This is a genomic window from Micromonospora sp. CA-240977, assembly GCF_050942285.1.
GTDB lineage: Bacteria > Actinomycetota > Actinomycetes > Mycobacteriales > Micromonosporaceae > Micromonospora.
In genome coordinates this window covers 3,879,339-3,904,215 of record NZ_CP192055.1, presented here as the reverse complement: position 1 = coordinate 3,904,215, position 24,877 = coordinate 3,879,339, and the positions used below count along the sequence as shown (strand labels likewise).

The following is a 24,877-nucleotide window of genomic DNA, read 5'->3' as shown; positions in this document are numbered from 1 at the left end:
CCGGCAGGGGTGGCGGCAAGCTGATCGACGAATGGGCAACCCTCTATCTAGATCGTGACCTTACCCTTGCCCCCGGACGAAGGCAAAGCTTCGTCGCGTTCGGCAGAAGTTTCGCTTCAGTCGACAAAAGTCCGCCCCCGAGGTGCGCCCCCCGCCGTGACCTCCTCCTTCCCGCTCGCCGAGCCGGGCGCGGACGTGCCGGGGCGAACAGGCCGACCGGGGCGAGCCGCGGCCAGACGCCCGTCATCCGGACAGCCGGGGTGGCGTCGCTCAAGCGGAGCAGAGGGCACGACACGGGTCGGTTGAACGCCTCATCCGCCAAGTGGAACATCGTCGGCAAATTGCGTCGGTAAATGCGCGGACGATTATTTCGAAATACCGCGGATACTCCCTGCTGAGCGGGTGAGAATGTGGCGGAGGGCAGTCGAAAACGGGGGGACTGAACATGACGTCTAGGCGGCGATTGACGCTGTTGGCGGTAACCATCGCAGCCGCACCACTCATCCTGGGTGGCTGCACCGCCGAGCGGGACCCGGCGAATGGTTCGGCCAAGGACCACGTCGCCGGCCCGGACCTCGCCGTGACACCGACGGACAAGGCCCGGGACGTCCCGGTCAGCGCCGAGGTGGGCACCGTGGTCAAGGGTGGGCGGGTCACCGGTGTACGCCTCACCGACGACAAGGGCAAGCAGGTCGGCGCCGAGCCGCGCGACGACGGCTCGGGTTGGGTGCCGACGGCGCCGCTGCAACCGCGGCGGACGTACACCGCCGAGGTGACCGCGACCGGGGACTCCGGCGCCACCACCACCCGCACCAGCACGTTCACCACCATGGCCAAATCCACCAAACCGCAGATCACCAGCACCCTCTATTTCGTGGGCAATCGGACGTACGGCACGGCGATGCCGGTAACCGTCGCGTTCGACCCGGCAATTCCGAAAGAGGCCAGAGCAGATGTTCAGCGGCGGTTGTTCGTGAAGACGAATCCTCCGCAGCCGGGCGCCTGGTCGTGGCTCGAGGACGGCAGTCAGGTCTATTACCGGGCGCCGGATTTCTGGAAGCCGGGGACCACGATCAGTGTCCGGGCCGGGCTGGAGGGCCTGCCGATCGGCAAGGACCGGGTCGGCGACGCCGAGCGGACCGCGACCTCCAAGATTGGACGCCAGCTTTCGCTGGAGGTCGACAACGCCACCAAGCAGATGACGGTGCTGCGGGACGGCAAGCAGATTCGCCGGATCCCGGTCAGCCTGGGCAAGCCGAGCACGCCGAGCTCCAGCGGCAAGATGGTGATCATGGAAAAGCACGAGCGGACCACCTTCGACACCCGGGGTGAGCCGAACGGTGGCTACGTGGTCGACGTCGACGACGCCCAGCGCTACACCTGGGGTGGCGAGTTCATCCACTCCGCGCCGTGGTCGGAGGGCGACCAGGGCTCCACCAACGTCTCGCACGGCTGCGCGAACGTCTCCGCGGCAGCGGCCGACTGGTTGATGGGGGTGACGCAGGTCGGTGACCTGATCACCGTCAAGGGCACCGAGGTGGAGTTGCAGCCGGGCAACGGCTGGACCGCGTGGAACGTGAGCTGGGACGAGTTCGTCCGGGGCAGCGCCCTGCCGGTGGCGCCCGGGCTCAAGCCCGCGCCGCCCGCCCCGGCGCACCCGGGCGCGGTGGCCGGCGGTTCGCCGGCCCCGGCGCCCTCGGTCACCGGTCGCTGAGGCGCTGGCGCCGACACCCGGGCCGGCCCGCCACCACGGCGGGCCGGCCCGCCGGGCGTTTCAAGCAAGCGGTACGCGGGCCACCCCTGGCCCGACCAGGCTGCCCAGCCAGAGGTGATCGCCGTGCTGGCGTACCCCGGTGATCATCTGATACCGCCCGGTCGGGCCGTGCAGCGTCCGGTGGACCCCGCCGTCGCCGTCGACAAGCGCGACGAGCCCGTAGCGGCGCGGCTGCGGCTGCAACGCGTCGGGCAGCAACGCGGCGATCTGACGCAGTCGCGGGTGCGGCAGCAGCCGCTCGGCGATCGGCACCCGTGGGCTGGGCAACGCGATCCAGTACGTCCCGTCGCCGACGGCGGAGAGATTGTCCGGGTACGCGGGCAGGTCGGCGAGCACCCGGACGCCGCCGCCCAGGTCGACGCGGAGCAGGCGGTGGGTGCTGGTCTCCACGAGCATCAGCGCCGACTCGTCCGGGGTCAGCGCGATCCCGTTGGGAAAGTACAGCCCGTCGGCCACCACCTCGGTGCGACCGCTGCCCGGATGGTGGGCCAGCACCCGACCGTTGGGGCGATGCTCCAGCAGGTCCCGCTTCCAGTGCGAGACCGGGAACCGGTCGGAGGAGTCGGTGAAGTAGATGGTGCCGTCGCGGGCCACCGTGGCGTTGTTGGCCAGGTGCACCAGGGGCGTCGTCCCGGTGAGTTCGCGTACCGTGCCGTCGGGTGTCACCCGCAGCAACCCGCGGTACGCGTCGCAGACGATGAGGGCCTCGCCGGAGGCGTCCACCTCGATGCCGAGCGGTCGGCCGCCGGTCTCGGCCAGCAGTCGGGGGTGGGTGCCGACCGGCGCGTCGACCGGCCAGCACCAGAGCCGGCCGTCCTCGTCGCCACTGATCACCCGGCCGGCGTCGTCGACGAGCACGTCCTCCGGGCCCACGGCCCCGTCGGGAAGCGGCAGCAGCTCGGCCTGGTCGAGCCTGCGGTCCGTCGGCGCCCAGGCTCCGGCGAACGCCGGCGGTACGGTGGTCGGCTCGCGGACGGGACGAATCAACCGGGGCGGCCGGGGCCGAGGGATCAGCATCGGCCTATTCTCCACCGCCGACGCCGACCGACGCCCATGATCAACACAGGATCCGTGACGTCGGGGTGTCCCGCTGCCGCGGACACCCCGATGTCACCAACCCGGAGTCGATCACGGTCCGGCCCGGCGGTCGGCGGTCGGATGCTCGGCGAGGAGCGAGGCTCCGGCCTGCACCCCGAGGGGGAGAGGGGGCACCTCGGGGTAAGACCCTGGGCGTACCCGGAATCACTCCGCGAGAGGCCGAAACTGTCGGGGGGTGCGGCTAGATTTCTCGGCATGGGAGAGCGGAGCGACCGGCTGGACGTGCAGGTCAGCGTGAGTGACCAGATGGTCCTCGTGCGGGTGGCCGGCGAGGTCGACATCGCCACGGTGGCCGCGTTCCGGTCCGCGCTGTGGTCCGTGCCGGCCCGTCCGGTGCTCCAGGTGGACCTGTCCGGGCTGCGGCTGCTCTCCGCCGCCGGCGTCCGCACCCTGCTCGCCGCGCACCTGCGCGTTCGGGCCTGTGGTGGCGCACTGGTCCTTGTCGACCCGAGCCCGGTCGTGGCCCGGGTGCTGCGCGCCACCGGCCTGCACCGGGTGATGCCGATTCTGGAGCCGACCCGGGTTGTCGAGGCTGCCCGTCGCCCGGCCGTCGAGCCGGCGCACCTGCAACTGGCCGCCTGAACCCGGCCCCGAGAGGCCCACGCGACCCGGGTCCGCCGCGGGGCCGCCGGCGCGCGCCGACGACCCCCGAGCATCGGTCAGCGCACGCCGAGCAGGTCGACGACGAAGACGAGCGTCTCGCCCGGCTTGATGACGCCGGCCGCACCGCGGTCGCCGTACCCCAGGTGTGGCGGGATGGTGAGCCGGCGACGGCCGCCGACGCGCATGCCGACGACGCCCTGGTCCCAGCCGGCGATGACCTGACCGCCGCCGAGCGGGAACTCGAACGCCTCGCCCCGGTTCCAGGACGAGTCGAACTCGCCGCCGGTGGAGTGCGATACGCCGACGTAGTGCACGCTGGCCAGCTGGCCCGGTTCGGCCTGCGGTCCCTCGCCCACGGTGATGTCCTCGATCACGAGGTCGGCCGGCGGCGCACCCTCGATCGGACCCACCTCGGGCTTGCCGGATCGGGCGCCTGCTGCCTGGTTCATGCGGGGATCTCCTGCCGTGTCGGTTGATGTGTCCGGTCACCTCGATCCTGCCGGATCACCCACCACCGATGTGCGGCAGACCCGCCGCCCGCCCGGTCAGTCCTCGTCTGATCGTGCACGTCCGGTGGTCGATACGGACGCCGTGGCCGCAGGATCGGCGAGTGCGGCCGGGGACCCGGTGCGGACATGCGGCGCGGGTCGGCGGGCGTCGCCGTGGGGGACGCCCGCCGAGGGGGTGCGTTGTGGTTCAGCGGAGCCAGGGGACCCGCCGCACGATCGGCAGCTTCGCCCACGGCCGGCCGAGGCCCCAGGTGTCACCGGCGTTCAGCAGCGCGAGGACCGCCAGCACCGCCGCGTAGACCAGGTGGTCGTCCATGAACGGATTGTTCTCCGGAGGCAGGACGGCGGTCCACATCAGCACCAGCAGCAGCCCACCGGCCACGGCGGCGACCCGCATGCCGATGCCGAGCAGCAGGGCGACCCCGATTCCGGCCAGACCGGCCATGAAGAGCCAGTCCGCCCAGGCCGCGCCGGCGATCCCGGTGTAGACGTCCGTGAACGGACCCGACACACCGAAGGTCAGGAAGCCCTTGGTGGGGCTGCCCCCGTTGATCCAGGCGCTCTTCGACTCGGTGGCCATCCCGAGGCCGAACATCTTGTCGACGAACGCCCAGAGGAAGATCCAGCCGAGCGCGAGCCGGGTGCCGGCCAGGATGTACCGGGCAGCCCGCTCCCGCGTCGTGCCGGTCGTCGGTGCCGTGTGCGTGTCGGTGACCCGCTCGATCGTCGTGACCATGGTCTCCACGTCCCTTCTCCGCTTCGCACCGCGCTTGCCGGTGACATGTCCAGTGGACGCCTGTCCCGCCGGTGGCGGCAGGGCCGACAGACCAGGGCGGCCCGGGGCATTGGACCCCCTCCGGCCCGGTCCGGCGACCCTCACGACGACCGTCGGCGGGCGCCGACTTCACCGGAGCCACGGTGTGGGCGGGGCCGTTCGCCTAGGCTCGACTCAGCCGGCGATCGAGGTGTCGGGCGGTGGCCGTTGTCGATGCGGAGGGCGTCGGTGGCTGAGGCGACGGTCACGGTGCCGCTGTGGGCCTGGGCGGCGGCCGGCGCGCTGATCGCCGTCATGCTCGCCGTGGACGTGCTCCTGCACCGGGACAACCACATCATCGAGCTCCGCGAGGCGTTGCTGTGGAGCGGTGTCTGGATCGGCGCGGGCCTGCTGTTCGGGTTGGTCCTCTGGTGGGGCCTCGGCGGCGACCCGGCCATCGCGTACTTCTCCGGCTACCTGTTGGAGAAGGCGCTGTCGGTGGACAACGTGTTCGTCTTCGCCCTGCTCTTCGGCTACTTCCGGGTGCCCTCGGGTTACCAGCACAAGGTGCTGTTCTGGGGCGTCGTCGGGGCGCTCGTCTTCCGCCTGCTGTTCATCTTCGCCGGCGCCGAGCTGCTGGACCGGCTCACCTGGGCCGGGTTCGCGCTTGGCGCCTTCCTGATCTGGACCGGCTGGCGACTGGCCGTACGCGGAAAGCCGGACGTCGACCCCGACCGCAACGTCGTGGTCCGGCTGTTCCGAAAGCTGGTGCCCACCGACGCCCGGTACCACAACGACCGGTTCACCGCCCGGGTGGCCGGCCGGCGGGTGGCGACGTTGCTGTTGGTGGCGCTCGTCGCCATCGAGGCCACCGACGTGGTCTTCGCCATCGACTCGGTGGCGGCGATCCTCGCCATCACCACGAACACCTTCCTGGTCTGGACGGCCACCGCGTTCGCCGTACTGGGGCTGCGCAGCCTCTACTTCTGCCTCGCCGGCCTGCTGCGCCAGTTCGGCTACCTGCGCTACGGTCTCGCGCTGCTGCTCGGCTTCGCGGGGCTGAAGCTCATCCTCGCCGAGACGCCGGTGGGCAAGCTGCCGGTCTGGTCGACCCTCGCGGTGGTGGTGCTGACCCTGGCGGTCTGCATCGGGGCGAGCGTCGTGGCCGCGCGCCGCCCCGGCGACGACGGCTGAGCCGCACCCGCGCGGGTCAGGGCCGGCCCGGCTCGATGTGGGCGGTCACGTCCAGGTGCGCCGGCTGGCAGTCGGTCGTCGCCGCGAACCGGCGGACGGCGCAGCGAACGTGGTCGCGGACGCCTGCGGCCGTCGCGTCGGCCGTCAGGTCCACCCGGATCCACACGTCGGGGTGCGGCGGCTCGCCGGTGAGCACCACGCGGGCCCGGCGTACCCCGGGGTTGCCGGTCAGGTCGCGGACCAGCGCGTCGGTGAGGACGTCGGCGGCCAGCCGGGTACGGCCCGGTCGTCGCCCGGGGTGGCTCAGGGTGCCGCGCAGCGTACCGCCGGGTCGCCGCACCTCCCGGGTCAGCAGGCGCTGCCCGGCCAGGGCGAGCAGCGCCCCGCCGACCGCCGCGGCCACTGTGCTCCACGGCGCGGCCGTCCGCCACCGCTCCAGCAGTCCGGTGCTGAGCACCACCGCCTGTGGATCGACGCCGGGCAGGTTGCCGTGGCCGGCCGCCAGCGCCGCTGCCCCGCCCGCCACCAGCACCAGCGCGATGATGGTCCACAACAGGCGGTGCCCCGCGTTGGTCATGCCGGGCGCCGACGGGGCTGTAGCCGGACGTCGATGTGGCCGGGGCGGGGCGCGGTGAGCCGGTACAACTCCTGGTGCACCGCGTACTCGATCTCCGCCCGGGCCGCCGGGTCACCGGTCGCGCGCACCCGGGGGCGCCACTGGCCGCCGCGCCGGCGGACCCGGACCCGGGCGCGGCGTACGCCCGGCACCGCGCCGGCGGCGTCCGCCAGTCGCCGCTCCACGCTGCGCCGGTGCAGGTGCCAGCCGTCGCGTTCGTCGGTGCGCAACCGCACCGGCGTCCAGGGGAGCAGTTGGGCCACCAGGATGGCCAGGCCCAGCAGGACGGTGCCGCCGGCCACCGCCTGGACGGTCGGGTCGCGCCACCGGGTGCCGCTCAGGGCGTCGAGCCAGCCGGTGGTGTCCAGCGGCGTCGGCCGGTTCAGGGCGAGGAGCAGTGCCTGGACGGCCACCAGCGCCCCGCCGGCGAGCAGGGCGGTGGCCAGCAGCAGTGAGGCGACCCGGTTGACGCTGCGCATCTCAGCCGCCCTCGGCGGGCACTGTCGCGGGGGCGGCGGAGACGTCGACGCCCGGGACGAGCAGGTCGTCCACGGTGACGGTCACCATCGCCACGCGGAGCCCGGTGGTGGCGGCCACCCGGTCGGCGACCACCGCCCGGACCGCCTCGGCGATGGCGGGCACGCTGTGGCCGTACCAGGTGATCAGGTGCAGGTCGAGTCCGACGGACCGGTCGTCCAGGCGGACCGCCGCCGGACGGACGACGGACACGCCCGGCACCAGGCTGGCCGCCTGGACCGCGATCCGCGCGACCTGCGCGGCGTCGGCGGAGCGGATGGTCATCGGCGTCGCCGCGGGTCGGGGTGGCGGTCGCCGAGGCCGGTCACCGTGAGGTCGCCGTCGAGCACCCGGACCACCAGCCAGCCGAGCAGGCCCGCGAGCAGGGCGAGGGCGGCCACGCCGATGCCGGCGAGTGCCCAGACCGCCACGGCGAGAAACCCGGCGAGGAAGCCGAACTGCTGTCGCGACATGGTCACCTCCGGCCGGTCCGGTACCGGCGGTCGCTGGATACACCCGCCGGCCGTCCCTGGAACGTCAGCCGTCTGTGATCCCGGTCACATCGGAACTCGGAGTGCCATGATCGACCACCTAGACTCGGCCCGGCTCGACCGACCGGCGGATGGATCAGGCAGATGACGAGCATCGGCAGCGACAACCCCGGCTGGCTGCGGGCGCTGCCCGCCGACGGTGGGCCCGAGCCCCTGCTCAGTCGCGCCGGCCACCGGGTCCATCGGGCCCGCCGGCTCAGCGATCTGGTCCAGGGTCGCCCGCCCGGGGTCACCGGCAGTCAGTGGAGTTCGGCCAGCCGTGCCAGCTTCGACTTCGTGGTCTGCGCCGCCGACACCGGCCGGGCGATCGTCGCCGTGGAGATCGGTCCGGTGGCGTCCGCCGGCTCGGCGCAGCAGCGCGTCGAGCGACTCACCGACGCGGTGAGCGCCGCCGCCGGCCTGCCCGTGCTGCGGATCGGGTCGTCGACGTTGCGGGCCGCCGAGCACGGCCGGCGTCTCGTGGAGTACGTGATCGACGCGCGCGCCTACGCGGCGGGCGCTGCCGGGGTGACCGCCGGTGGGGACGACGAGCCGGCCCCGGTGGGCTTCCGGGACATCCTCGGTCGGCTGCCGGACGGCCGGACCGGGCCGGTCAACGACCTGGGTGCGCTGACCCGCGCGGCGGCGGTCGAGGCGTACGTGGCGGGACAGGTGGCCGACCCGATCGTGCGGGGGCTGCACGTGCGTTGGGCCGACGGGCCGGCGCAGGGGTGGAGTTGGGTGCAGGTCCGCCCCGACGCGTGCCTCCTCGAGCGGGTCTCGGTGACCGCGCACCGCTTCTCCTGCGGCGTCGACCTGGCCCAACTGGCCGAGGATCTCGCCACCGTCGCGGTGGGGGAGCGGCTGCGGGCGAACATGGGCACGGACCTGCTGCCGCGCGCCGAGTTGACCGCACAGATCGTCGCGCTGAGTCGGCGCCGCGACGAACTGGTCGGCGGGTTCGCCTTCGACCACCTCTGCGCCGACTGACCGGCGCCCGTTCTCCCTGCTGACACCGGCTCCGGATCCGGATCGGCAATTTCCTGCGCGACGGTTGAACCTTCCCGGTCGCCGTCCCGTACTCCTGCGCGAATGAACAGGATCTCCCCATCCGCGTCCATCGGGCGCGGGAGACGGTGCGGAAAGGGCATCGTCGGCCATCGACGCATTACCCGGGTAGGTCACGGTGCTCACCGCCGTGGCGTGCCATCTCACATCCGTCGGTCCGCCGAGGGCAGGAATCCACTACCGGATCGAGAAGGAGAGCAATTCGATGCGCAGGTCCACACGGGCGCGCCGGTCATCCGGCAACGCGCGGAGCAAGCGTCTGCTGGCCGTTGTCGGCACGCTCGTGGTCTTCGGCGGAGTCGTCGCCGTGACCCAGATTTCGTCGGCCCAGGACCGGCGGACAAATAAGCCGCGTCCGGCTGCCGGGCAGTGCGTGGAGCCGAGCCCGGGTTCGACGGCGCCGGCCGGCGCCGCCTCGACCAGCCGGACCTGGCAGAACGGTCGGTGGGTGCGTAATCACTGGGGTGACGGGCAGCAGTCCGTTCCCGAGTGCGAGGACGGCAAGGACGGCACGGTGGGCACCGGCACGGCCATCGCCTGTCCGGATGTGACGGCGAAGTTGCCGCAGGTGCCGGCTCAGGCGCGGGCCGAGGTGGACCGCGGTCTCGCCCAGTTGCAGGCCCAGATCGCCGAGGCGGACCGCCGGTTGGCCGCCGAGGGCAACAAGGGTGAGGCGTTCATCCGCAACGCGATCCTGCAGCCGCTGCGGGACAAGCGGCGCGCGGTGCTGGACCGGATCACGGCCGCGATCGACCGGGTCGGGCCCCGGCCGCAGGGTCTCGCGCAGCTCGCCGACTGCCAGGTCCAGCCGACCGGCAACACGGGCGGCAACAACGGCGGCAGCAGCACGCCCACCACCACCCCCGGCGGTGGCAACAACGGCGGCGGCAACACCGGTGGGAACGCCCCCGGTGCCGGGCTCGGCGTGCTGGCCAACGACTGCGACGAGAGCCGGCTCCAGGCGCACGACGGTTTCCAGATCGGCAACCGCTGCGTGAGCACCGAGTTCGGTGAGGTCGGCGCCGCCGCAAACAACCCGTCCCTGCTGATCACCCAGTTCCCCGACCAGGTGGGGCGCAACCAGGCGTTCACCCTCCGGGTCAGCACCCGCAACCTGGTCCGGGACCGCTTCCTGGCCGCCGGTCAGGGCGGCTACTACGTGGAGAGCTCGCTGCTCAACGCCCAGGGCCTGGTCCGGGGTCACTTCCACACCGCGTGCCGGATGCTGGACAGCCTGACCACCCCGCCGGAGCCGCAGGAGGTGCCCGCCTTCTTCGTCGCGACCGAGGACGGCCGCGGTGGTGCCCAGCCCGACGAGGTGACGATTCAGATTCCGGGCCTGCCGGAGTCGGGAACCGCGCAGTGCTCCGTCTGGGCCGGTGATGGCTCGCACCGCCTGCCGATGATGGAGCGGGCCAACCAGACCCCCGCCTTCGACTCGGTACGCATCGACGTCAACTGATTCATCTCAACCGGCGGTGGCCGGTCACCCGGGTGACAACCCGGATGGCCGGCCACCGCCGGTTCCCGCCGAGACAATCCGACGGGGCCCCGCCGTCGCAGCGGGACCCCGTCGGCAACTCGCGTGTCAGCGCGCCTTGTAGGCCTCGACGACCTCAACCGGGATCCGGCCCCGCTCGGAAATCTTGTAGCCGTTCTTGACGGCCCATTCCCGGATGGCCCGGTTCTGCTCCCGATCCATTCCGGCGCCGGTGGGTCGCCCCGGCCTCCGGACCGATCGGGTGCTCTCCACCGGACCGCGCCCGATCCGCCGACCCGCATTGATGTACGGATCCAGTGCCTTGCGCAAGACGCCGGCATTTTCGTCCGAGACGTCGATCGTGTAGGCCACTCCGTCGAGACTGAACTCGACCGTCCGGTCGGCCTTGCCGCCGTCGAGGTCGTCGGTCAGGACCGTGATTACTTTTCTCGCCATTGCCGATTACTCCCTGTGTGCGGCGGGATGTGTCCAAAGTCTGACCTATCACCCCGGTAATCCGCAACAATATGCGTCCCATTCGGCGCGTCGTGATTCCGTACCGAGAAAAATCGTGAATCGGTGCGTTGACGGAGCCTCAATGGTCGAGGAGGCCGCTGTGCCCGGCCACGGCGGCGGCCTCCGACCGGTTGGACACCCGCAGCCTGCGCAGCAACGCGGCGGTCATCCGTTTCACCGTCCGTTCCGAGACGTGCAGTTCTTCGGCGATGTCGACGGTCTTGCGGCCGGCGGCGATCGCGCGCAGCAGCCGCCGTTCCTCGCCGTCCAGGTCGACCGACGGGGAGTGCATGGGCCGCAGCATGGCACGCAGCAACTCGGCGGGGAGCACCGCCCAGCCGTCGAGGATCGCCAGCAGCGGGGGCAGCAGTTCCTCCGGTTCGCTGGTCTTCGGCAGGAACCCCTCGGCGCCGGCCCGCAGCGCCGCCAGGGCCGGCGCGGGGTCCACGGCACCGGACATCGCGACCACGCGTACCCGTGGGGTGGTCCGTCTGATCGCGGCCACCGCCCGGATGCCGCCGGGCGCCGGCATGTGCAGGTCGACAAGGGCCAGGTCGGGCCGGCAACGACTGGTCAGCGCGGCCGCGGTGGCGGCGTCTCCGGTCGAGGCGACCACCTCGGCCCGACCGTCGGTGGTGATCGGAAGCAGCAACTCCAGCCCGCGGACGAAGAGGGGGTGATCGTCCACGACGACGAGTCGAATGGTGGAGGCTCCCGGCATGTCTGCGCCGTTCCCCAGCGGGTACCGATCATGCGGGTACGCACCGAACGAGGGGATGCGGGCACGCCACGGTCTGCGGGGTCTGTTGCGAGGATCGCGCCGCACCCGGCCCGATCGGAGCCTGGGTGAAGTGGTCTGGGTCACAGTCCGGAACAAGGGGAACGCTTTGTTACTTGAGTGAGACACGCTCAACTCAACGCGATAGCAGGTGTTCGATGGCAACTCTTCCGGTACTTCCCCTGACCGACGCCGTGCTGCTGCCCGGCATGGTCATCCCGGTGACCCTCGACCCGACCACCCAGGCCGCGATCGACGCGGCGCGGGCGACCGGCGATCGCAAGCTGCTGGCCGTGCCACGGATCGACGGCGAGTACGGCCCGGTCGGCGTCGTCGCCACCATCGAGAAGGTCGGCCGGCTGCCCGAGGGCGAGCCCGCCGCCGTCATCCGTGGCCTGTCCCGGGCCCGGATCGGCTCCGGCGTGCCCGGCCCCGGCGCCGCACTCTGGGTCGAGGCGACTGAACTTGACGAACCCGCTCCCGCCGGCCGCGCCCGGGAACTCGCCCGCGAGTACCGCGCCCTGGTGACCTCCGTGCTTCAGCAACGGGGCGCCTGGCAGGTCATCGACGCGGTGGAGCGGATGACCGACCTGTCCGAGCTGGCCGACTCGGCCGGCTACGCGCCCTGGTTGACCCTGGACCAGAAGACCGAACTGCTCGCCGCGCCGGACGTCACCGCCCGGTTGGAGCTGCTTGTCGGCTGGGTGAAGGACTACCTGGCCGAGCAGGAGGTCACCGAGCAGATCAACAGTGACGTCCGCGAGGGGCTGGAGAAGTCCCAGCGGGAGTTCCTGCTGCGCCAGCAGCTCGCCGCGATCCGCAAGGAACTGGGCGAGGACGAGCCGGACGGCTCGGCCGACTACCGGTCCCGGGTCGAGGCCGCCGAGCTGCCGGACAAGGTCCGTGAGGCGGCCATGCGCGAGGTCGGCAAGCTGGAACGGGCCAGTGACGCCTCACCGGAGGCGGGCTGGATCCGCACCTGGCTCGACACGGTGCTGGAAATGCCGTGGGGCACACGTACCGAGGACAACACCGACCTGGCCGCGGCCCGGGCGGTGCTCGACGCCGACCACGCCGGCCTGGCCGACGTGAAGGACCGCATCCTGGAGTACCTGGCCGTGCGCAACCGGCGCGCCGAGCGCAACCTCGGCGTGGTCGGCGGTCGCGGCTCCGGCGCTGTCCTCGCCCTCGCCGGTCCTCCCGGAGTGGGCAAGACCAGCCTCGGCGAGTCCGTGGCGCGGGCACTCGGGCGCAACTTCGTCCGGGTCTCGCTCGGCGGCGTCCGCGACGAGGCGGAGATCCGCGGTCACCGGCGCACCTACGTGGGCGCGCTGCCCGGCCGGATCGTCCGCGCGCTGCGCGAGGCCGGCTCGATGAACCCGGTCGTGCTCCTCGACGAGGTGGACAAGGTCTCCGCCGGCTACGCCGGCGACCCGGCCGCCGCCCTGCTGGAGGTGCTCGACCCGGCCCAGAACCACACCTTCCGGGACCACTACCTGGAGGTCGACCTGGACCTGTCCGACGTGCTGTTCCTGGCCACCGCCAACGTGGTGGAGTCCATCCCCGGCCCGCTGCTGGACCGGATGGAGCTGGTCACGCTGGACGGCTACACCGAGGACGAGAAGGTCGCCATCGCCCGCGACCACCTGCTGCCCCGGCAGCGGGATCGGGCCGGGCTGACCGCCGACGAGGTGAGCGTCGCCGACGACGCTCTCGCGCTGATCGCGGGGGAGTACACCCGGGAGGCCGGAGTCCGGCAGCTCGAGCGTGCGCTGGCCAAGATCCTGCGCAAGGTGGCGGTGACGCTGGCGACCGACCCGACAGCGGTACGCGTCGACACCGACAACCTCACCGGCTACCTGGGGCGGCCGAAGTTCACCCCGGAGTCGGCCGAGCGCACCGCCGTGCCCGGCGTGGCGACCGGCCTCGCCGTCACCGGCGCCGGTGGGGACGTGCTCTTCATCGAGGCGACAAGCATGGAGGGCGAGCCGGGGCTGACCCTGACCGGCCAGCTCGGCGACGTGATGAAGGAGTCGGCGCACATCGCGCTGTCGTACCTGCGCTCCAACGGGCGGCGGCTCGGCATCGACCCGAACGCCCTGGCGGGACGGCGGATCCACCTGCACGTCCCGGCGGGCGCGGTGCCCAAGGACGGCCCGAGCGCCGGCATCACCATGGTCACGGCCCTGGCGTCGCTTGTCACCGGTCGTCCGGTCCGCCCGGAGTTCGGGATGACCGGCGAGGTGACGCTCTCCGGTCGGGTGCTGCCGATCGGTGGGGTGAAGCAGAAGCTGCTCGCCGCACACCGGGCCGGCCTCACCGAGGTGATCATCCCGGCGCGCAACGAGCCCGACCTGGACGACCTGCCGACCGAGGTGCGCGAGGCGCTGACCGTGCACACCCTGGCCGACGTGGCCGACGTGCTCGCCCTGGCGCTGCGCCCGGCCGACGTCGAGGCGCTGGACGGTCCGGCGCTCTTCACGGTCTGACCATCAACCACAAGGACCCCCGCCGGCTTCGCAGCCGGCGGGGGTCCTGTGGTACGCGGGCAGAGGTCTACTGTGCCGCCTGAAGCGTCAACCACCTCTCCGCCGCGAGGCGGTCCCCTGGAGGAACCCCCGTGAACCTGGTGCTCTGGATCATCCAGATCCTGCTCGCCGCCGTCTTCGCCGGCGCTGGACTGGCCAAACTGACCCAGCCCAAGGACAAGCTGCGTGAGCTGATGCGGTGGGTGGACCCGGTCCCGCCGACCCAGGTCAAGGCGCTCGGCGCGGTCGAGCTGCTGGCCGCGGTCGGACTGGTGCTGCCCCCGCTCACCGGCGTCGCCACGGTGCTCACCCCGCTGGCCGCCGTCGGGCTGGTCGTCGTCATGGTCGGCGGCATCCGCGTGCACCTGCGCGACCTGAAGAAGCAGGACACGCGGGAGGGGCGTCGCACCGAGATCCAGGGCGCGATCACCTGCGCGGTGCTGCTCGTGCTCGCCGCCGTGGTGGCCTGGGGCCGCTTCGGCCCGTACTCCTTCTGATCCGCGGCGCCGGCGACCGTCGTACCCCGGCGGTCGCCGGCGGCTTGCTCAGCGCTCGTCGCCCCCGCGGTCGCGGCGCACGGTGGCCTTGCGGCCCTTGATCGTGCTCTGCCGCAACCCGGAGATCACCTCGTCGGCCACCCCCTGCGGCACCTCCACCAGCGAGAACCGGTCGGCGATCTCGATCGAGCCGATGTCCCGGCCACGGATCCCGGTCTCCCCGGTGATCGCGCCCACCAGATCCTGCGGGCGCACCCCGGCCCGCCGGCCCAGGCCGACGAAGACCTGGACGGTGTTGCCGCCGCCCGAACGAGGCCGGCCCCCGCCCCGCCGGTCGCCGCCCCGGCCACCGCTCTCCGGTCGACCCTCGCGCGGACCGCGCACCGGCACCTGCGGGATCTCCTCCTCGTCGTCGGAGCCCGGCGACGTCACCTCGTGGGCCAGCTTCACCGCGGCGAGGGCGACCTCCATCAGGTCGAACTCGTCGGTCAGCGTCTCCACGATCACCCGGTACGGGTCGAGGTCGTCCTCCAGCAGGCTCTCCCGCAGCGCCGCCTGGGTCAGCTCCAACCGGCGGGTACGCATGTCGGCCACGGTCGGGATCTTGTCGATCGTGATCCGCTGACCGGTCACCCGCTCGATGGTCTTGAGCATCCGGTGCTCACGCGGCTCGGCGAGAGTGATCGCCACGCCCTCGCGGCCGGCCCGGCCCACCCGCCCGATGCGGTGCACGTACGACTCCGGCGCGGACGGCACGTCGTAGTTGACCACGTGGGTGAGCTGCTCGACGTCCAGCCCACGGGCCGCCACGTCGGTGGCGACAAGCAGGTCGGCGGTGCCCGCCCGCAGCCGGCCCATCACCCGGTCGCGCTGCTCCTGGCTCATTCCGCCGTGCAGCGCCTCGGAGCGGTAGCCCCGGCCGTTCATCGTCTCGGTCAGCCGGTCGACCTCCTCCCGGCTGCGGCAGAACACGATCGCCGCGGTGGGCGACTCCACGTCCAGCACCCGGCCCAACGCGGCCGGCTTGTGGGCCCGGGTCACGATGTAGGCGCTCTGCCGCACCCGGGGCGCCTCGCCCGCTACCGTCTGCTCCCGGCCGATCTCGATCCGAACCGGCTCGCGCAGGTGCTGGCGGGCCATCCCGTCGATGCGCGACGGCATGGTGGCCGAGAAGAGCACCGTCTGACGCTGCGCGGGGGCGTGCTCCAGGATCGCCTCGATGTCCTCGGCGAAGCCCATGTCGAGCATCTCGTCGGCCTCGTCGAGCACCACCGTGGCCAGCCCACCGAGGCGCAGGGTGCCCCGGGCGATGTGGTCGAGGGCCCGGCCCGGGGTGGCCACCACCACGTCGACGCCGCTGTCCAGTGCCCGCAACTGCCGCCCGATCGGCTGCCCACCGTAGATCGGCAGCACCCGCGCACCCAGGTCCTTGCCGTAGCGGTGGAACGCCTCGGAGACCTGCACCGCCAGCTCCCGGGTCGGCACCAGCACCAGCGCCACCGGGTCGCCGTCGCGGCGGTGGGGCGTCATGAGGTTCAGCAGCGGCAGCGCGAACGCCGCCGTCTTGCCGGTGCCGGTGGCCGCCTGACCGAGCAGGTCCCGCCCCTCCAGCAGTGGGGGGATCGCCTCCCGCTGGATGGGGGTCGGCTCCTCATACCCGAGGGCGGCGAGCGCGCCCAGCAGTTCGGCGCGCAGCCCGAGCTCGGTGAAGGCGCTCACCTCGTCGGTGCCGCCGGGGGTGGCGTCAATCGGTGCGTCGGTCGGTGCGTCGTGCTGTGCAGGTGCGGAACTCATGCGCCAAGCCTTTCATTACGCGGTCCGGGCCGCTGCGCCGACCGGCACAACCCGCCGCCGACACCCCCACCGGCGCCCCGGCCGCCGCCCGCCGAGGGTGGTCGGTGGGGGTCGGTCAGGTGTTGGTGGTCAGGATCGCCAGGACCATCACGGCGGCGAGGGCGGTGTCGAGCACCGCACACCATTCGGCGTAGCCACGCGGCACCACCTGGGCGGTGCGGTGGTGTACCAGGTCCCAGCCGGCGTGCGCCAGCCACCCGAACGCCACAAGCCAGTCGGCCGTCCGCCCGCCGACCGTGACCGCGGCCAGCGTCAGGGCGACCCAGGCGGCCAGGCCGGCGAGTTGGGTGGCGAGCACGCCCGGCCCGCGCAGGGTCCGGCGGGCCACGCCGATCAGCAGGTAACCGCCGGGCAGCACCAGCATCGTCCACGGGCTGAGCACCCCCGGGTCGAGCCACATGTCGACGGTCATCAGCAGCGCCAGCCCGGTCGGCCAACGGCGGGCGAGCGCCACCACGGCCGGGTGTCGACGTACCGCAACCGGCGGCTCGTGCCGGTGGCGCACAGCGACAAGCACCATTGCCGGCACCATCAGCAGATGGCCGCCGAGCAGCAGGGCGTCGCCGTCCAGCAGACCGACCCGAAATGGTACGAGCAGCAGCAGGAACGGGACGTACATCGCGGCGGCCATCTCACCGACCCCCCGCCAGTGGTGCGCCCGGTAGCGCATCCACACCGTCATCCCGACTGTCATGTTCGTGGCCATCACCAGCGCGGCCACCTCCGGGCGACCCAGCGTCGCGCCGACCCCGAGCAGGGTGCCGGCCGCGTCCCACAGCGGGCCGAGCAGCAGCATCCCGACGAGCATCGCGACCGCCATCTCGCCGAGGTGCCACCACCACCCCCGCCTGCCGCCGGTCGCCGCCGGCACCGGGGGTGCCGGCTGGCCGGTCGGCACGGGCGCGGCCGACGGTACGACGGGTGCGGTCTGCGCGTACATCTGTGTGTTGTCCATGCCTCGACCCTGCCGGCGGCGCGGCGGCAGGGGCAGATGTGTCCGTCACCGGAAGTTCGTGCGGGCCGCACGGTTCGACCGTGACACCTCGCAGGGGTGGACCGTGCGACCAGCGGTCCTAGGATCGACGCGTGCTGAGCGAGCAGGGGTCTCCGCGGGCGGACCGCCGGTTGCGCCTGGCCCGCCAGGCGACGCTGCTGTCGCTCGTCACCGGCGTCTGGGCGAGCATCCTGTTGCCCACGGTCGGTCTGGCCCGTGAGCCCGATCCGGGTCGGGCGGCGCTCGGCGGGTTCGGTGTCCTCGCCTTCGTGATCGCACAGACCGCCGTGCTGTACGCGGCCGTGACGCCGTGGCTCGACCCGCGCTGGCGTCACCGCGCCCATCTGGGTCTGGCCGGGGCGGCCGTGCTGACCGTTCCGCTGGTGGGACCGGTGGCGGCCGGCGCCTGGCCGACGTGGGCCTGGCTCGGTGCGGCGCTGATCGGCATGGCGCCGCTGCTCGTCCGGCCACGGGCCGCGCTCGCGGTGGCGGCCGCCGTCCTGCTGGTGTCGGTGGCCGTCGCCGGGTGGACCGGCGGTTCCGTCGCCCGCCACCTGGCGGTGACCGGCGGGGTCGGAGCGGGTGTCGCCGCCCTCAACGGTTTCCAGGTCTGGTTCTGGGATCTCCTGGTGGACGCCCGGCAGGGCCAGGCGGCCCAGGCCCGGCTGGCCGCCACCGAGGAGCGGTTGCGCTTCGCCCGCGACGTGCACGACGTCCTGGGCCACCGCCTCACGGTGATCGCCCTGAAGGCCGAACTCGCCGCACGGCTCGCCCCGGTCGACCCGGAGCGGTCCGGTCGGGAGGCCGCCGAGGTCCAGCGACTCGCCGCGTCGGCGCTGACCGAGGTACGCGAGACCGTGCACGGCTACCGCGTCGTGGACCTCGACGAACAGCTCACCGCGATCGTGGGGGTACTGCGGTCCTGCGGCGTCCGGTGCACCGTCGTGCCGCCGCCGGCGGACCTGCCGCAGTCCGCCGCCACGGAACTGGCGGCGGTGCTGCGCGAGGCCGGCACGAACGTGCTGCGGCACAGCCGGGCCGACTGGTGCCGGATCCGCATCGACCGGGAGGACGACGTGGCCAGGATGACGGTGGTCAACGACGGCGCCGACGACCGGGGCCCGGACGCGCACAGCCACGGCCTGCGCGGCCTGGCCGACCGGCTCGCGGCCGCCGGGGGAGACCTGCGGGTACGCCAGGCGGACGGCGTGTTCACGCTTGAGGCCACCGTGCCGGTGACGACGTGATCCGCGTCCTGCTCGCCGACGACGAGGAGCTCGTCCGTGTCGCGGTCGCCGCGTTGCTCGGCCTGGAGCCGGACATCGAGGTGGTGGCACACGCCCCCGACGGGCCGACGGCGGTCACCGCGACGCTCGCACACCGCCCGGACGTGGCAGTGGTCGACCTGGAGATGCCCGGTCTCGACGGCATCGCGGTGGCCGCCGAGCTGTCCCGCGTCCGACCCGAGTGCGCGGTGGTGGTCCTCACCGGACACGGTCGGCCCGGTCACCTGCGGCAGGCGCTGACCGCCGGCGCCCGAGGGTTCCTGCCCAAGGGCTCGCCCGGTGGCGCGCTCGCCGACGTGATCCGCCGGGTGCACACCGGCGGCCGGTACGTCGACCCGTCCCTGGCCGCCGACGCGTTGACGCTGCCGGCGTGCCCGCTGACACCCCGCGAACTGGAGACGCTGCGGCTGGCCGAGTTCGGCGCGCCGGTCGCCGTGATCGCCCGCCGGGTGCACCTGTCCACCGGCACCGTGCGTAACCACCTCTCCGCCGCCGTGCAGAAGCTCGGCGCGACCGACCGCGCCCAGGCGGTGCGCGTCGCCCGCGACAACGGCTGGCTCTGACCCGCGCCCGCCCCGGCTGGCGCTGATCAGTGGGATGAAGCCGTTCTGCGGCGATCGGCGGACGGCGACCGGTCTCTCATGCGCGACCAGTGCACGTACCTCGTCCAGTGGGCGCAACTTTCTTCGGTGCAGATCTACGTCGTGCCGACCTCGGCGGGGATGTATTCGGGTCTTGGCGGACCGTTCATCGTTGCCGAATTGGAAGGCGGTGCACGCGTTGCCCATGTGGACAGCCAGGCGCAGGCGCAGATAATCGATCAGTCTCCAGAGATTGCTACCCATGACCGACGGTGGGAACGCATCCGTGGAGAAGCTCTCTCGCGCGGGCAGTCCCTAGACCTGCTCAGGGAAGCGGCATCCTCATGGACCTGATCGGTGCGCAGTGGCGCAAGAGCACCAAGAGTGGCAACAACGGCGGGGCCTGCGTGGAGGTCGCCGACAACCTCCCGGGGGTCGTTCTCGTTCGGGATACGAAGGACCGTGACGGCGGGACGTTGACCTTCGCGCCCCAGGCGTGGCGGGGTTTCATCGCCTTCGCGCGGGCCCAGCGCTGACCGATAAGACAAGTCAGGCCCTTGTGTCCGAATTGGATGCAATGATGGCTTGATGCGCAGGAAGGTCGCCGCGGGTCCGGTCAACCCGGTACGCGCGAGCGCCGTCGAACTGTTCTTCGATCTCGTCTTCATCTTCACCCTCGGCCGTCTGTCGTCGACCCTGGCCGAGGAGCCCAGCTGGGTTGCCGCCGCGCAGGCCGTGATCTTCCTGCTCGCCTTCTGGTGGATCTGGTACAACACCAACCTCGCCACCGACAGCCTCGACTGCGAACGGCCCACGGTGCAGGTCCTGATCATCTGCGTGATGCTCGGCAGCCTGCTGATGTCCATCAACGTCCCGGAGGCGTTCGGCAAGCAGGGATTCGTCTTCGTGGGCGCGTACCTCGGGATCCACCTGGGCCGTACCCTGGTCATGGCCTTCTACCTGCGCAATACCTCCGCCTGGCGGCGGCCGGTCCGGGGAGTGATCTGGTATCTGATCTCCGGGACGATCTGGTTCGCCGGGGCCGCGTCCGACGGCGACACGCGCACGCTGTGGTGGGCGTGCGCGCTGGCGATCGACTACTCGGCGCCGGCGTTGCGGTGGCGTCTTCCGCGGCTCGGCCGGGCCACGGCTTTGGAGTGGCGCCTGTCGGGCGAACATCTGGCCGAGCGGTACCGCCAGTTCATCATCCTGGCTCTCGGCGAGACGATCCTGGCCACCGGCAACTTCTACCGGGAGTCGTCGCGGGACCTGGAGGACACCGCCGCCTTCCTGGTCACCTTCTGGACGGTCGTCTTTCTCTGGTGGACCTACTTCTATCGAACGACGAGCAACCTCGCCGTGAAGATCAACGAGGCGGTCGACCCGTACCGGGTCAACCTGCGGGCCTGCTACACCCACCTGGTGATGGTGGCGGGCATCCTGCTCACCGGCATCGGCGGGGAGCTGATGCTGAAGGCGCCCGGCGGGAAGATGTCGGCCGGTAACGTGGTCGCGATCCTGGTCGGCCCGCTGCTCTTCCTCGTCGGGCGGCTGATCTTCGAGGCATGGGTGTTCGGCCAGTTGACCAAGTACTGCCTCACGGCCGTGGTGGGCTGCCTGATCCTGAGCCCGGTGGCGGCACAACTCCCGCCCCTGGCGGTGGGTCTGCTGGGCGCCGCGACCATCACCGCCGTCGCCGTGTTCGACCTGACGATCCGGGCGCGGGTCACGGGCGCGGTCAACCCGACGGCCGGCGGCGGGGCCGGTCACCTGTACGGCCGGGCCGATTGACGCGTACGGGCTAGCGTGTCTGCGTGCGTACGGTGGAACTGGTCTGCTCGCCCGGGTTGGACGCCGCGATCCGGACGGCCTGGGGTCGGTTGGCGGCCGCCGGGTTGCCGAGCCTGGCCCGCAACATCCATCCGACGAACCGGCCGCATCTGACCATGGCGACCGTTGACGAGTTCCCGGCCGGTGTCGAGCACCGCCTGGCCGCGTTGTTCGACGCCGCGCTGCCGGTGCCGGTGACGCTCGACCGGGTCGTCGTCCTCGACGGCAGCGCCCCGCTGGTCTGGCTCGTGCGGCCCACACCGGCGTTGACCGCGCTGCACGCCGCCGTCTGGGACGTCCTCGACCGGGCCGACGGACACCGCCCCTGGCACGCACCGGGAGCGTGGGTGCCGCACCTCAGCCTGGCGCTGCGGTTCCGCGACGCGGACCTGCGGATGGCCCGCGCCGTGACCGGTGGGCAGCGTCCGGTGGGCGCGTTCGTCGCGGCCCGCAGCTACGACGGCACCGACCGGACGGTGACCCCGTTGACGCAACCGTCCCGGCCCTGACTCGGGCCGGGACGGTCCAGCGGGGATCAGAAGGTGGCGACGTTGAGCAGCTTCTCCTGGGTGCCGTCCGGGTCACCGGCCGGCCAGCTGTAGTTGGTGGTGCCGGCCGCCTGGAGGGCCGACTTGACCGCGCTCGGGGTGGCGGTGGGGTGGGTGGCCTTGTAGAGCGCGGCCCCGCCGGCGACGTGCGGGCTGGCCATCGAGGTGCCGGAGATGGTGTTGTAGGCGGCGCCCTTCCAGGTCGAGTAGATGCAGACGCCCGGCGCCATCAGGTCCACGTCCGCGCCGAAGTTGGAGAAGTCGGCGATGGTGTCGTCCACGTCGCTGCGGCAGGTGGCCGCCGCGCCGCCGCCGGGCACCCCGTTGAAGTCGGCGAGGGCGCTCACGGTGATGACCTCGTCGTAGGCGGACGGCACGTGGTTGGCGGCGTTGTCGGTCTCGTTGCCGGCGGCGACCACATAGGTGACGCCCGCGGCGACGGACCGGCAGATCGCCTCGTGCATGGCGTCCTTGTTGCTGCCGCAGGCGCTGTCGGAGCCGGATCCGCCGAGGCTCATGTTGGCGACCTCGATCTCGCTGGCGTGGGCCGTCACGTAGTCGATGCCGCAGATGATGGCGGAGAACGACCCGCTGCCCGAGTTGTTGAGCACCCGCACCGGCCAGATCCGGGCGCCCGGCGCCACGCCGACCACTCCGACGGTGTTGTCGAGCGCGCCGATCGTGCCCGCGACGTGCGTGCCGTGGCCGTTGCCGTCGTCGGCGCTGTTGCCGGTGGAGCAGTTCTTGGCGCCCGCGGTGTAGACGTTCAGGTCGGGGTGGTCCAGGTCGACACCGGAGTCGATGACGGCCACGTCCACGTTGACCCGCTCGTCGAGGCCGTTGATCTTGGCGGTCGGGCTCAGCTCGGCGTCGGCCCGGTTGATGCCGGTGGGCGTCGTCTGGGCGCTGGCCGTGGCCACGCCGTCGGGCTGGACGAAGAGCACCCGGGAGTCCCGCGCGATCCGCGCGGCGGCCGTGGCGCTCATGCGGGCCGAGTAGCCGTGCAGGGCGTTGGCGTAGACGTACCCGACGGTCGCCCGGTCGGCGCGGGCGTGCTCGGCGGCGACCGATGGCGCGTCGACGTCCGAGCGGAGGACGACGATCCAGTCGCTTGCCGCATCGGCGGCGGTGGCGGCGGTGGCGCCGAACGCCGTGGCGGCGGCGACGACGATGCCGGTCAGCATCGCGACGCCCAGCTTGTTGCGCATGGGGGTTCCTCTCCACGTGCGGTGCGGGCGGTTGGCCCAGGTCGAGGCTGTCGCATCCAGCACGGGTGAACCAGGCAGCGGCGGCATTCGTTATTAGAAATATACAAATAGCACTAAATGGGGCATAATGCTTGACTCGACGTCGGTGACGCCGAGCGCGAAGCCTCTGCTGACTTATCGGCGGCCGGCGCCTCCGTGTTTCACCCCCGGGCTCTCTTGGTGCGCCGAGACCGAGCGGCTACCGTCGGACCAGCCGCAGGAGAGGGGTCCGCCGGGCCGATGGACACACCGGATCCCGACGTCGTGCGTCGCGCAGCCGGGGGAGATCCGGCAGCCGTCACGCAGGTCCTGACCCAGATCAGGCCGATCGTGGTGCGCTACTGCCTGGCCCGCCTCGGTCGGGCCGGCGCCGCCGGTGCGACCGCCGAGGACGTGGCGCAGGAGGTCTGCGTCGCCGTGCTGCGCGCCCTGCCCCGCTTCACCGACCAGGGTCGTCCCTTCCTCGCCTTCGTCTACGGCATCGCCGCCCGCAAGGTCGCCGACGCCTGCCGCGCCGCGAGCCGCGACCGCACCGAGAGCGTCGCCCACGTCCCGGACGCGCCGGACCCGGCTCCCGGCCCCGAACTGCGGGCCCTGACCGCCGACCTGAACGCCAAACTGGCCGGGCTGCTGTCCCAGTTGCCGGCGACCCACCGCGAGATCCTGGTGCTCCGACTGGCGGTCGGCATGACCGCCGACGAGGTCGGTACGGTGCTGGGCATGACGGGAGGCGCCGTCCGACTCGCGCAGTACCGCGCTCTCACCCGGCTCCGCGCCCTCGTGGGCGACACCCTCGCCGGGGTGATCCTGTGACCGCCGCCGAGCCCGTGCCGACGCCGCCGGACCCCGTCGAGCAGGCCGACCAACTGCTCGACGCCATCGGCCGTGGCGAGCGTCCGCCCGCCGGCCACCCACACGACGACGCTGTCATCGCCCTGCTGGCCGACTGGCACGCGGACGTGGTGGGGCGGTCGGAGGAGTTCGAGGCGGCCGGGGAACCGGCAGCGCCGGCAGCAGTCCCGCGCGCCGCTCAGCCGGACGTGGCGACGGTGGCGCACCGGCCCGCTCCGAGCCGGCCACCGTGGACGGGCCGCCGCCGGCGCCCCTTCACCGACGCCCCGGCCGGCGTCGCGCGCCGGCGAGGCAGGCGACCCGCGTACGCCGCCGCGGCGCTGGCCCTGGTCACCGTCGTCGGCGGTCTCTGGTTCGGCGCCCTTCGTGCGGAGCCGGGCGGCCTGTTGTGGCCGGTCACCGAGCTGGTCTACGCCGAGCGGGCGCAGTCAGTGGTCGCCGAACGTGAGGTCGGCCGGATGCTGGAGCAGGCCCGGCAGGATCTTGCCGACGGGCGCCACGACGAGGCGCGCCGACAGTTGGAGCGCGCCGAAGGTCTGTTGAGCGCCATGGGCGCGGACACGACCGCCGTTCGCCTGCGCAGAGAGGTCGAGGAGCTGCGGCTTCTGCTCCCGCCCGCCCCCGCCGCCGAGCCGTCGTCCCCCGCCGGGGACATCGCCACCGGTGCCACGCCGGTGCCCTCCGTGACGGAGCCGGCCGCCTCGACGAGCCAGGGATCCCTGGCGGCTGTTCCCAAGCCGACCCGTACCCCAGCCGGGTCGCGATCGACCACACCGGCCACGAGGACGCACCCGACCGGGCCGCCCGCTGACGTGCCGGCCGCCCGGCCGAGCGCCCCGGCGGCGAGCTCGAAGCGGCATCTTCCGCCGACCCCCACTGCCCGTCCGAGCGACGTACCGTCCCGTGCGGGCGACGTACCGTCCCGTGCGGGTGGCGCACCGTCCCGTCAGGGTGGCGCACCGTCCCGTGCGGGTGGCGCACCGTCCCGTCAGGGTGGCGCCCAATCGCACCGGGACACGACAGCGACGACGCCCGACCGTGCCGCGAACCTGCGGGCGAGCCACAACGGACGGCTGACGGAGAGGTGACTGGGCGATCCGTCGGTGTGAACTGGTGGGAACCGAATCACGGATGGTGGTCGCTATGAACGCGCTTCGCAGTGACTGGATCACCATCGCGGCCTACCAGAACACCCATGGTTGAATACAACGTTGTAAAGAGGCG

The 24,877-nt window shown here is 72.4% G+C and carries 26 protein-coding genes and 1 pseudogene; 15 read left to right on the top strand and 12 right to left on the bottom strand.

The features are described 5' to 3' along the window. Nucleotides 1–445: 445 nt before the first annotated feature. Nucleotides 446–1,714, top strand: coding sequence for an Ig-like domain-containing protein (locus ACQPWW_RS18145; RefSeq protein ID WP_433124106.1), 1,269 nt, complete (start codon nucleotides 446–448; stop codon nucleotides 1,712–1,714). Nucleotides 1,715–1,774: 60 nt separating this feature from the next. Here ACQPWW_RS18145 and ACQPWW_RS18140 read toward each other — a convergent pair whose 3' ends face one another. Next, entirely contained in the window at nucleotides 1,775–2,791 is a 1,017-nt protein-coding gene (locus tag ACQPWW_RS18140; protein WP_433124105.1) for an SMP-30/gluconolactonase/LRE family protein, read from the bottom strand. Nucleotides 2,792–3,067: 276 nt separating this feature from the next. On the opposite strand from ACQPWW_RS18140, the gene ACQPWW_RS18135 reads away from it, so the two are divergent. Continuing rightward, a complete protein-coding gene (locus ACQPWW_RS18135) occupies nucleotides 3,068–3,454 on the top strand; it encodes an STAS domain-containing protein (protein ID WP_433124104.1) in 387 nt (128 codons plus the stop codon). A 77-nt stretch (nucleotides 3,455–3,531) separates the two neighbouring features. On the opposite strand, the gene ACQPWW_RS18130 is transcribed toward ACQPWW_RS18135, so the two are convergent. Together ACQPWW_RS18130 and ACQPWW_RS18125 are read right to left on the bottom strand one after the other, a co-directional pair. Next, nucleotides 3,532–3,924, bottom strand: coding sequence for an FKBP-type peptidyl-prolyl cis-trans isomerase (locus ACQPWW_RS18130; RefSeq protein WP_433124103.1), 393 nt, complete (start codon nucleotides 3,922–3,924; stop codon nucleotides 3,532–3,534). Nucleotides 3,925–4,171: 247 nt separating this feature from the next. Further along, nucleotides 4,172–4,729 carry a hypothetical protein gene (locus ACQPWW_RS18125; protein ID WP_433124102.1) on the bottom strand — a complete coding sequence of 186 codons (558 nt, stop codon included), beginning with the start codon at nucleotides 4,727–4,729 and terminating at the stop codon, nucleotides 4,172–4,174. 243 nt (nucleotides 4,730–4,972) lie between these two features. On the opposite strand from ACQPWW_RS18125, the gene ACQPWW_RS18120 reads away from it, so the two are divergent. Beyond that, a complete protein-coding gene (locus tag ACQPWW_RS18120) occupies nucleotides 4,973–5,932 on the top strand; it encodes a TerC/Alx family metal homeostasis membrane protein (protein WP_433124100.1) in 960 nt (319 codons plus the stop codon). A gap of 16 nt (nucleotides 5,933–5,948) precedes the next feature. Here ACQPWW_RS18120 and ACQPWW_RS18115 read toward each other — a convergent pair whose 3' ends face one another. From ACQPWW_RS18115 to ACQPWW_RS18100, 4 genes are read right to left on the bottom strand one after another with little or no spacing between them, the layout of a single operon-like run. Then, the gene (locus tag ACQPWW_RS18115; protein WP_433124099.1) at nucleotides 5,949–6,509 is read right to left on the bottom strand and encodes a hypothetical protein; all 561 of its coding nucleotides are present in this window, start codon (nucleotides 6,507–6,509) and stop codon (nucleotides 5,949–5,951) included. After that, a complete protein-coding gene (locus ACQPWW_RS18110) occupies nucleotides 6,506–7,027 on the bottom strand; it encodes a DUF6286 domain-containing protein (protein WP_433124098.1) in 522 nt (173 codons plus the stop codon). Before ACQPWW_RS18110 ends, ACQPWW_RS18115 begins: the two co-directional genes overlap by 4 nt. Nucleotide 7,028: 1 nt before the next feature. Beyond that, nucleotides 7,029–7,349 carry an Asp23/Gls24 family envelope stress response protein gene (locus ACQPWW_RS18105; RefSeq protein ID WP_433124096.1) on the bottom strand — a complete coding sequence of 107 codons (321 nt, stop codon included), beginning with the start codon at nucleotides 7,347–7,349 and terminating at the stop codon, nucleotides 7,029–7,031. After that, complete coding sequence (locus ACQPWW_RS18100; protein WP_433124095.1) at nucleotides 7,346–7,537, bottom strand: hypothetical protein; 192 nt, start codon at nucleotides 7,535–7,537, stop codon at nucleotides 7,346–7,348. Before ACQPWW_RS18100 ends, ACQPWW_RS18105 begins: the two co-directional genes overlap by 4 nt. Before the next feature lie 162 nt (nucleotides 7,538–7,699). On the opposite strand from ACQPWW_RS18100, the gene ACQPWW_RS18095 reads away from it, so the two are divergent. Beyond that, nucleotides 7,700–8,584, top strand: a complete 885-nt coding sequence (locus ACQPWW_RS18095) for a DUF2726 domain-containing protein (protein WP_433124094.1) — start codon at nucleotides 7,700–7,702, stop codon at nucleotides 8,582–8,584. A 283-nt stretch (nucleotides 8,585–8,867) separates the two neighbouring features. After that, nucleotides 8,868–10,124: a hypothetical protein gene (locus tag ACQPWW_RS18090; protein WP_433124093.1), complete on the top strand. Its 1,257-nt coding sequence runs from the start codon at nucleotides 8,868–8,870 to the stop codon at nucleotides 10,122–10,124. A 126-nt stretch (nucleotides 10,125–10,250) separates the two neighbouring features. On the opposite strand, the gene ACQPWW_RS18085 is transcribed toward ACQPWW_RS18090, so the two are convergent. After that, nucleotides 10,251–10,598 carry a histone-like nucleoid-structuring protein Lsr2 gene (locus ACQPWW_RS18085; protein ID WP_433124091.1) on the bottom strand — a complete coding sequence of 116 codons (348 nt, stop codon included), beginning with the start codon at nucleotides 10,596–10,598 and terminating at the stop codon, nucleotides 10,251–10,253. Between the two features lie 139 nt (nucleotides 10,599–10,737). Beyond that, nucleotides 10,738–11,346, bottom strand: a complete 609-nt coding sequence (locus ACQPWW_RS18080; RefSeq protein WP_433124090.1) for a response regulator transcription factor — start codon at nucleotides 11,344–11,346, stop codon at nucleotides 10,738–10,740. A 248-nt stretch (nucleotides 11,347–11,594) separates the two neighbouring features. Here ACQPWW_RS18080 and lon point away from each other — a divergent pair, with 248 nt between their 5' ends. Both lon and ACQPWW_RS18070 read left to right on the top strand, forming a co-directional pair. Continuing rightward, nucleotides 11,595–13,925, top strand: a complete 2,331-nt coding sequence (gene lon / locus ACQPWW_RS18075; RefSeq protein WP_433124089.1) for an endopeptidase La — start codon at nucleotides 11,595–11,597, stop codon at nucleotides 13,923–13,925. 131 nt (nucleotides 13,926–14,056) lie between these two features. Beyond that, nucleotides 14,057–14,461, top strand: a complete 405-nt coding sequence (locus ACQPWW_RS18070; protein ID WP_433124087.1) for a DoxX family protein — start codon at nucleotides 14,057–14,059, stop codon at nucleotides 14,459–14,461. 48 nt (nucleotides 14,462–14,509) lie between these two features. On the opposite strand, the gene ACQPWW_RS18065 is transcribed toward ACQPWW_RS18070, so the two are convergent. Both ACQPWW_RS18065 and ACQPWW_RS18060 read right to left on the bottom strand, forming a co-directional pair. Then, nucleotides 14,510–16,255: a DEAD/DEAH box helicase gene (locus ACQPWW_RS18065; protein WP_433124086.1), complete on the bottom strand. Its 1,746-nt coding sequence runs from the start codon at nucleotides 16,253–16,255 to the stop codon at nucleotides 14,510–14,512. Nucleotides 16,256–16,370: 115 nt separating this feature from the next. Beyond that, nucleotides 16,371–17,270, bottom strand: a complete 900-nt coding sequence (locus ACQPWW_RS18060; protein ID WP_433124085.1) for a hypothetical protein — start codon at nucleotides 17,268–17,270, stop codon at nucleotides 16,371–16,373. Between the two features lie 131 nt (nucleotides 17,271–17,401). On the opposite strand from ACQPWW_RS18060, the gene ACQPWW_RS18055 reads away from it, so the two are divergent. The 6 genes and pseudogenes from ACQPWW_RS18055 to ACQPWW_RS18030 all read left to right on the top strand — a co-directional run bounded on the left by ACQPWW_RS18055 (nucleotide 17,402) and on the right by ACQPWW_RS18030 (nucleotide 21,515). Continuing rightward, nucleotides 17,402–18,556: a sensor histidine kinase gene (locus ACQPWW_RS18055; RefSeq protein ID WP_433124084.1), complete on the top strand. Its 1,155-nt coding sequence runs from the start codon at nucleotides 17,402–17,404 to the stop codon at nucleotides 18,554–18,556. Further along, nucleotides 18,553–19,158, top strand: coding sequence for a response regulator transcription factor (locus ACQPWW_RS18050; protein WP_433124082.1), 606 nt, complete (start codon nucleotides 18,553–18,555; stop codon nucleotides 19,156–19,158). Before ACQPWW_RS18055 ends, ACQPWW_RS18050 begins: the two co-directional genes overlap by 4 nt. Before the next feature lie 33 nt (nucleotides 19,159–19,191). Next, nucleotides 19,192–19,530 (top strand): annotated as a pseudogene (locus ACQPWW_RS18045) (Scr1 family TA system antitoxin-like transcriptional regulator); the annotation flags it as partial. After that, nucleotides 19,521–19,712: a DUF397 domain-containing protein gene (locus tag ACQPWW_RS18040; protein ID WP_433124081.1), complete on the top strand. Its 192-nt coding sequence runs from the start codon at nucleotides 19,521–19,523 to the stop codon at nucleotides 19,710–19,712. The pseudogene ACQPWW_RS18045 and the gene ACQPWW_RS18040, both read left to right, overlap by 10 nt. Before the next feature lie 52 nt (nucleotides 19,713–19,764). After that, nucleotides 19,765–20,967 (top strand): low temperature requirement protein A, encoded by a 1,203-nt coding sequence (locus tag ACQPWW_RS18035; RefSeq protein WP_433124080.1) that lies wholly within the window; start codon nucleotides 19,765–19,767, stop codon nucleotides 20,965–20,967. A 23-nt stretch (nucleotides 20,968–20,990) separates the two neighbouring features. After that, nucleotides 20,991–21,515, top strand: a complete 525-nt coding sequence (locus ACQPWW_RS18030) for a 2'-5' RNA ligase family protein (protein WP_433124078.1) — start codon at nucleotides 20,991–20,993, stop codon at nucleotides 21,513–21,515. 26 nt (nucleotides 21,516–21,541) lie between these two features. Here ACQPWW_RS18030 and ACQPWW_RS18025 read toward each other — a convergent pair whose 3' ends face one another. Next, nucleotides 21,542–22,762 (bottom strand): S8 family peptidase, encoded by a 1,221-nt coding sequence (locus ACQPWW_RS18025; RefSeq protein ID WP_433124077.1) that lies wholly within the window; start codon nucleotides 22,760–22,762, stop codon nucleotides 21,542–21,544. 279 nt (nucleotides 22,763–23,041) lie between these two features. On the opposite strand from ACQPWW_RS18025, the gene shbA reads away from it, so the two are divergent. Beyond that, complete coding sequence (shbA, locus tag ACQPWW_RS18020) at nucleotides 23,042–23,614, top strand: RNA polymerase sigma factor ShbA (RefSeq protein ID WP_433124075.1); 573 nt, start codon at nucleotides 23,042–23,044, stop codon at nucleotides 23,612–23,614. Then, nucleotides 23,611–24,741, top strand: coding sequence for an anti-sigma-D factor RsdA (locus ACQPWW_RS18015; protein ID WP_433124074.1), 1,131 nt, complete (start codon nucleotides 23,611–23,613; stop codon nucleotides 24,739–24,741). The genes shbA and ACQPWW_RS18015 overlap by 4 nt, the downstream gene beginning before the upstream one ends. The last annotated feature ends 136 nt before the right edge of the window (nucleotides 24,742–24,877 follow it).

Bases quoted from the DNA above. Each gene is read 5' to 3' on its own strand.
- ACQPWW_RS18145 (WP_433124106.1), top strand. From the start codon at position 446: ATGACGTCTAGGCGGCGATTGACGCTGTTGGCGGTAACCATCGCAGCC.
- ACQPWW_RS18140 (WP_433124105.1), bottom strand. From the start codon at position 2,791: ATGCTGATCCCTCGGCCCCGGCCGCCCCGGTTGATTCGTCCCGTCCGC.
- ACQPWW_RS18135 (WP_433124104.1), top strand. From the start codon at position 3,068: ATGGGAGAGCGGAGCGACCGGCTGGACGTGCAGGTCAGCGTGAGTGAC.
- ACQPWW_RS18130 (WP_433124103.1), bottom strand. From the start codon at position 3,924: ATGAACCAGGCAGCAGGCGCCCGATCCGGCAAGCCCGAGGTGGGTCCG.
- ACQPWW_RS18120 (WP_433124100.1), top strand. From the start codon at position 4,973: ATGCGGAGGGCGTCGGTGGCTGAGGCGACGGTCACGGTGCCGCTGTGG.
- ACQPWW_RS18115 (WP_433124099.1), bottom strand. From the start codon at position 6,509: ATGACCAACGCGGGGCACCGCCTGTTGTGGACCATCATCGCGCTGGTG.
- ACQPWW_RS18110 (WP_433124098.1), bottom strand. From the start codon at position 7,027: ATGCGCAGCGTCAACCGGGTCGCCTCACTGCTGCTGGCCACCGCCCTG.
- ACQPWW_RS18105 (WP_433124096.1), bottom strand. From the start codon at position 7,349: ATGACCATCCGCTCCGCCGACGCCGCGCAGGTCGCGCGGATCGCGGTC.
- ACQPWW_RS18100 (WP_433124095.1), bottom strand. From the start codon at position 7,537: ATGTCGCGACAGCAGTTCGGCTTCCTCGCCGGGTTTCTCGCCGTGGCG.
- ACQPWW_RS18095 (WP_433124094.1), top strand. From the start codon at position 7,700: ATGACGAGCATCGGCAGCGACAACCCCGGCTGGCTGCGGGCGCTGCCC.
- ACQPWW_RS18090 (WP_433124093.1), top strand. From the start codon at position 8,868: ATGCGCAGGTCCACACGGGCGCGCCGGTCATCCGGCAACGCGCGGAGC.
- ACQPWW_RS18085 (WP_433124091.1), bottom strand. From the start codon at position 10,598: ATGGCGAGAAAAGTAATCACGGTCCTGACCGACGACCTCGACGGCGGC.
- lon (WP_433124089.1), top strand. From the start codon at position 11,595: ATGGCAACTCTTCCGGTACTTCCCCTGACCGACGCCGTGCTGCTGCCC.
- ACQPWW_RS18065 (WP_433124086.1), bottom strand. From the start codon at position 16,255: ATGAGTTCCGCACCTGCACAGCACGACGCACCGACCGACGCACCGATT.
- ACQPWW_RS18060 (WP_433124085.1), bottom strand. From the start codon at position 17,270: ATGGACAACACACAGATGTACGCGCAGACCGCACCCGTCGTACCGTCG.
- ACQPWW_RS18040 (WP_433124081.1), top strand. From the start codon at position 19,521: ATGGACCTGATCGGTGCGCAGTGGCGCAAGAGCACCAAGAGTGGCAAC.
- ACQPWW_RS18035 (WP_433124080.1), top strand. From the start codon at position 19,765: ATGCGCAGGAAGGTCGCCGCGGGTCCGGTCAACCCGGTACGCGCGAGC.
- ACQPWW_RS18025 (WP_433124077.1), bottom strand. From the start codon at position 22,762: ATGCGCAACAAGCTGGGCGTCGCGATGCTGACCGGCATCGTCGTCGCC.
- shbA (WP_433124075.1), top strand. From the start codon at position 23,042: ATGGACACACCGGATCCCGACGTCGTGCGTCGCGCAGCCGGGGGAGAT.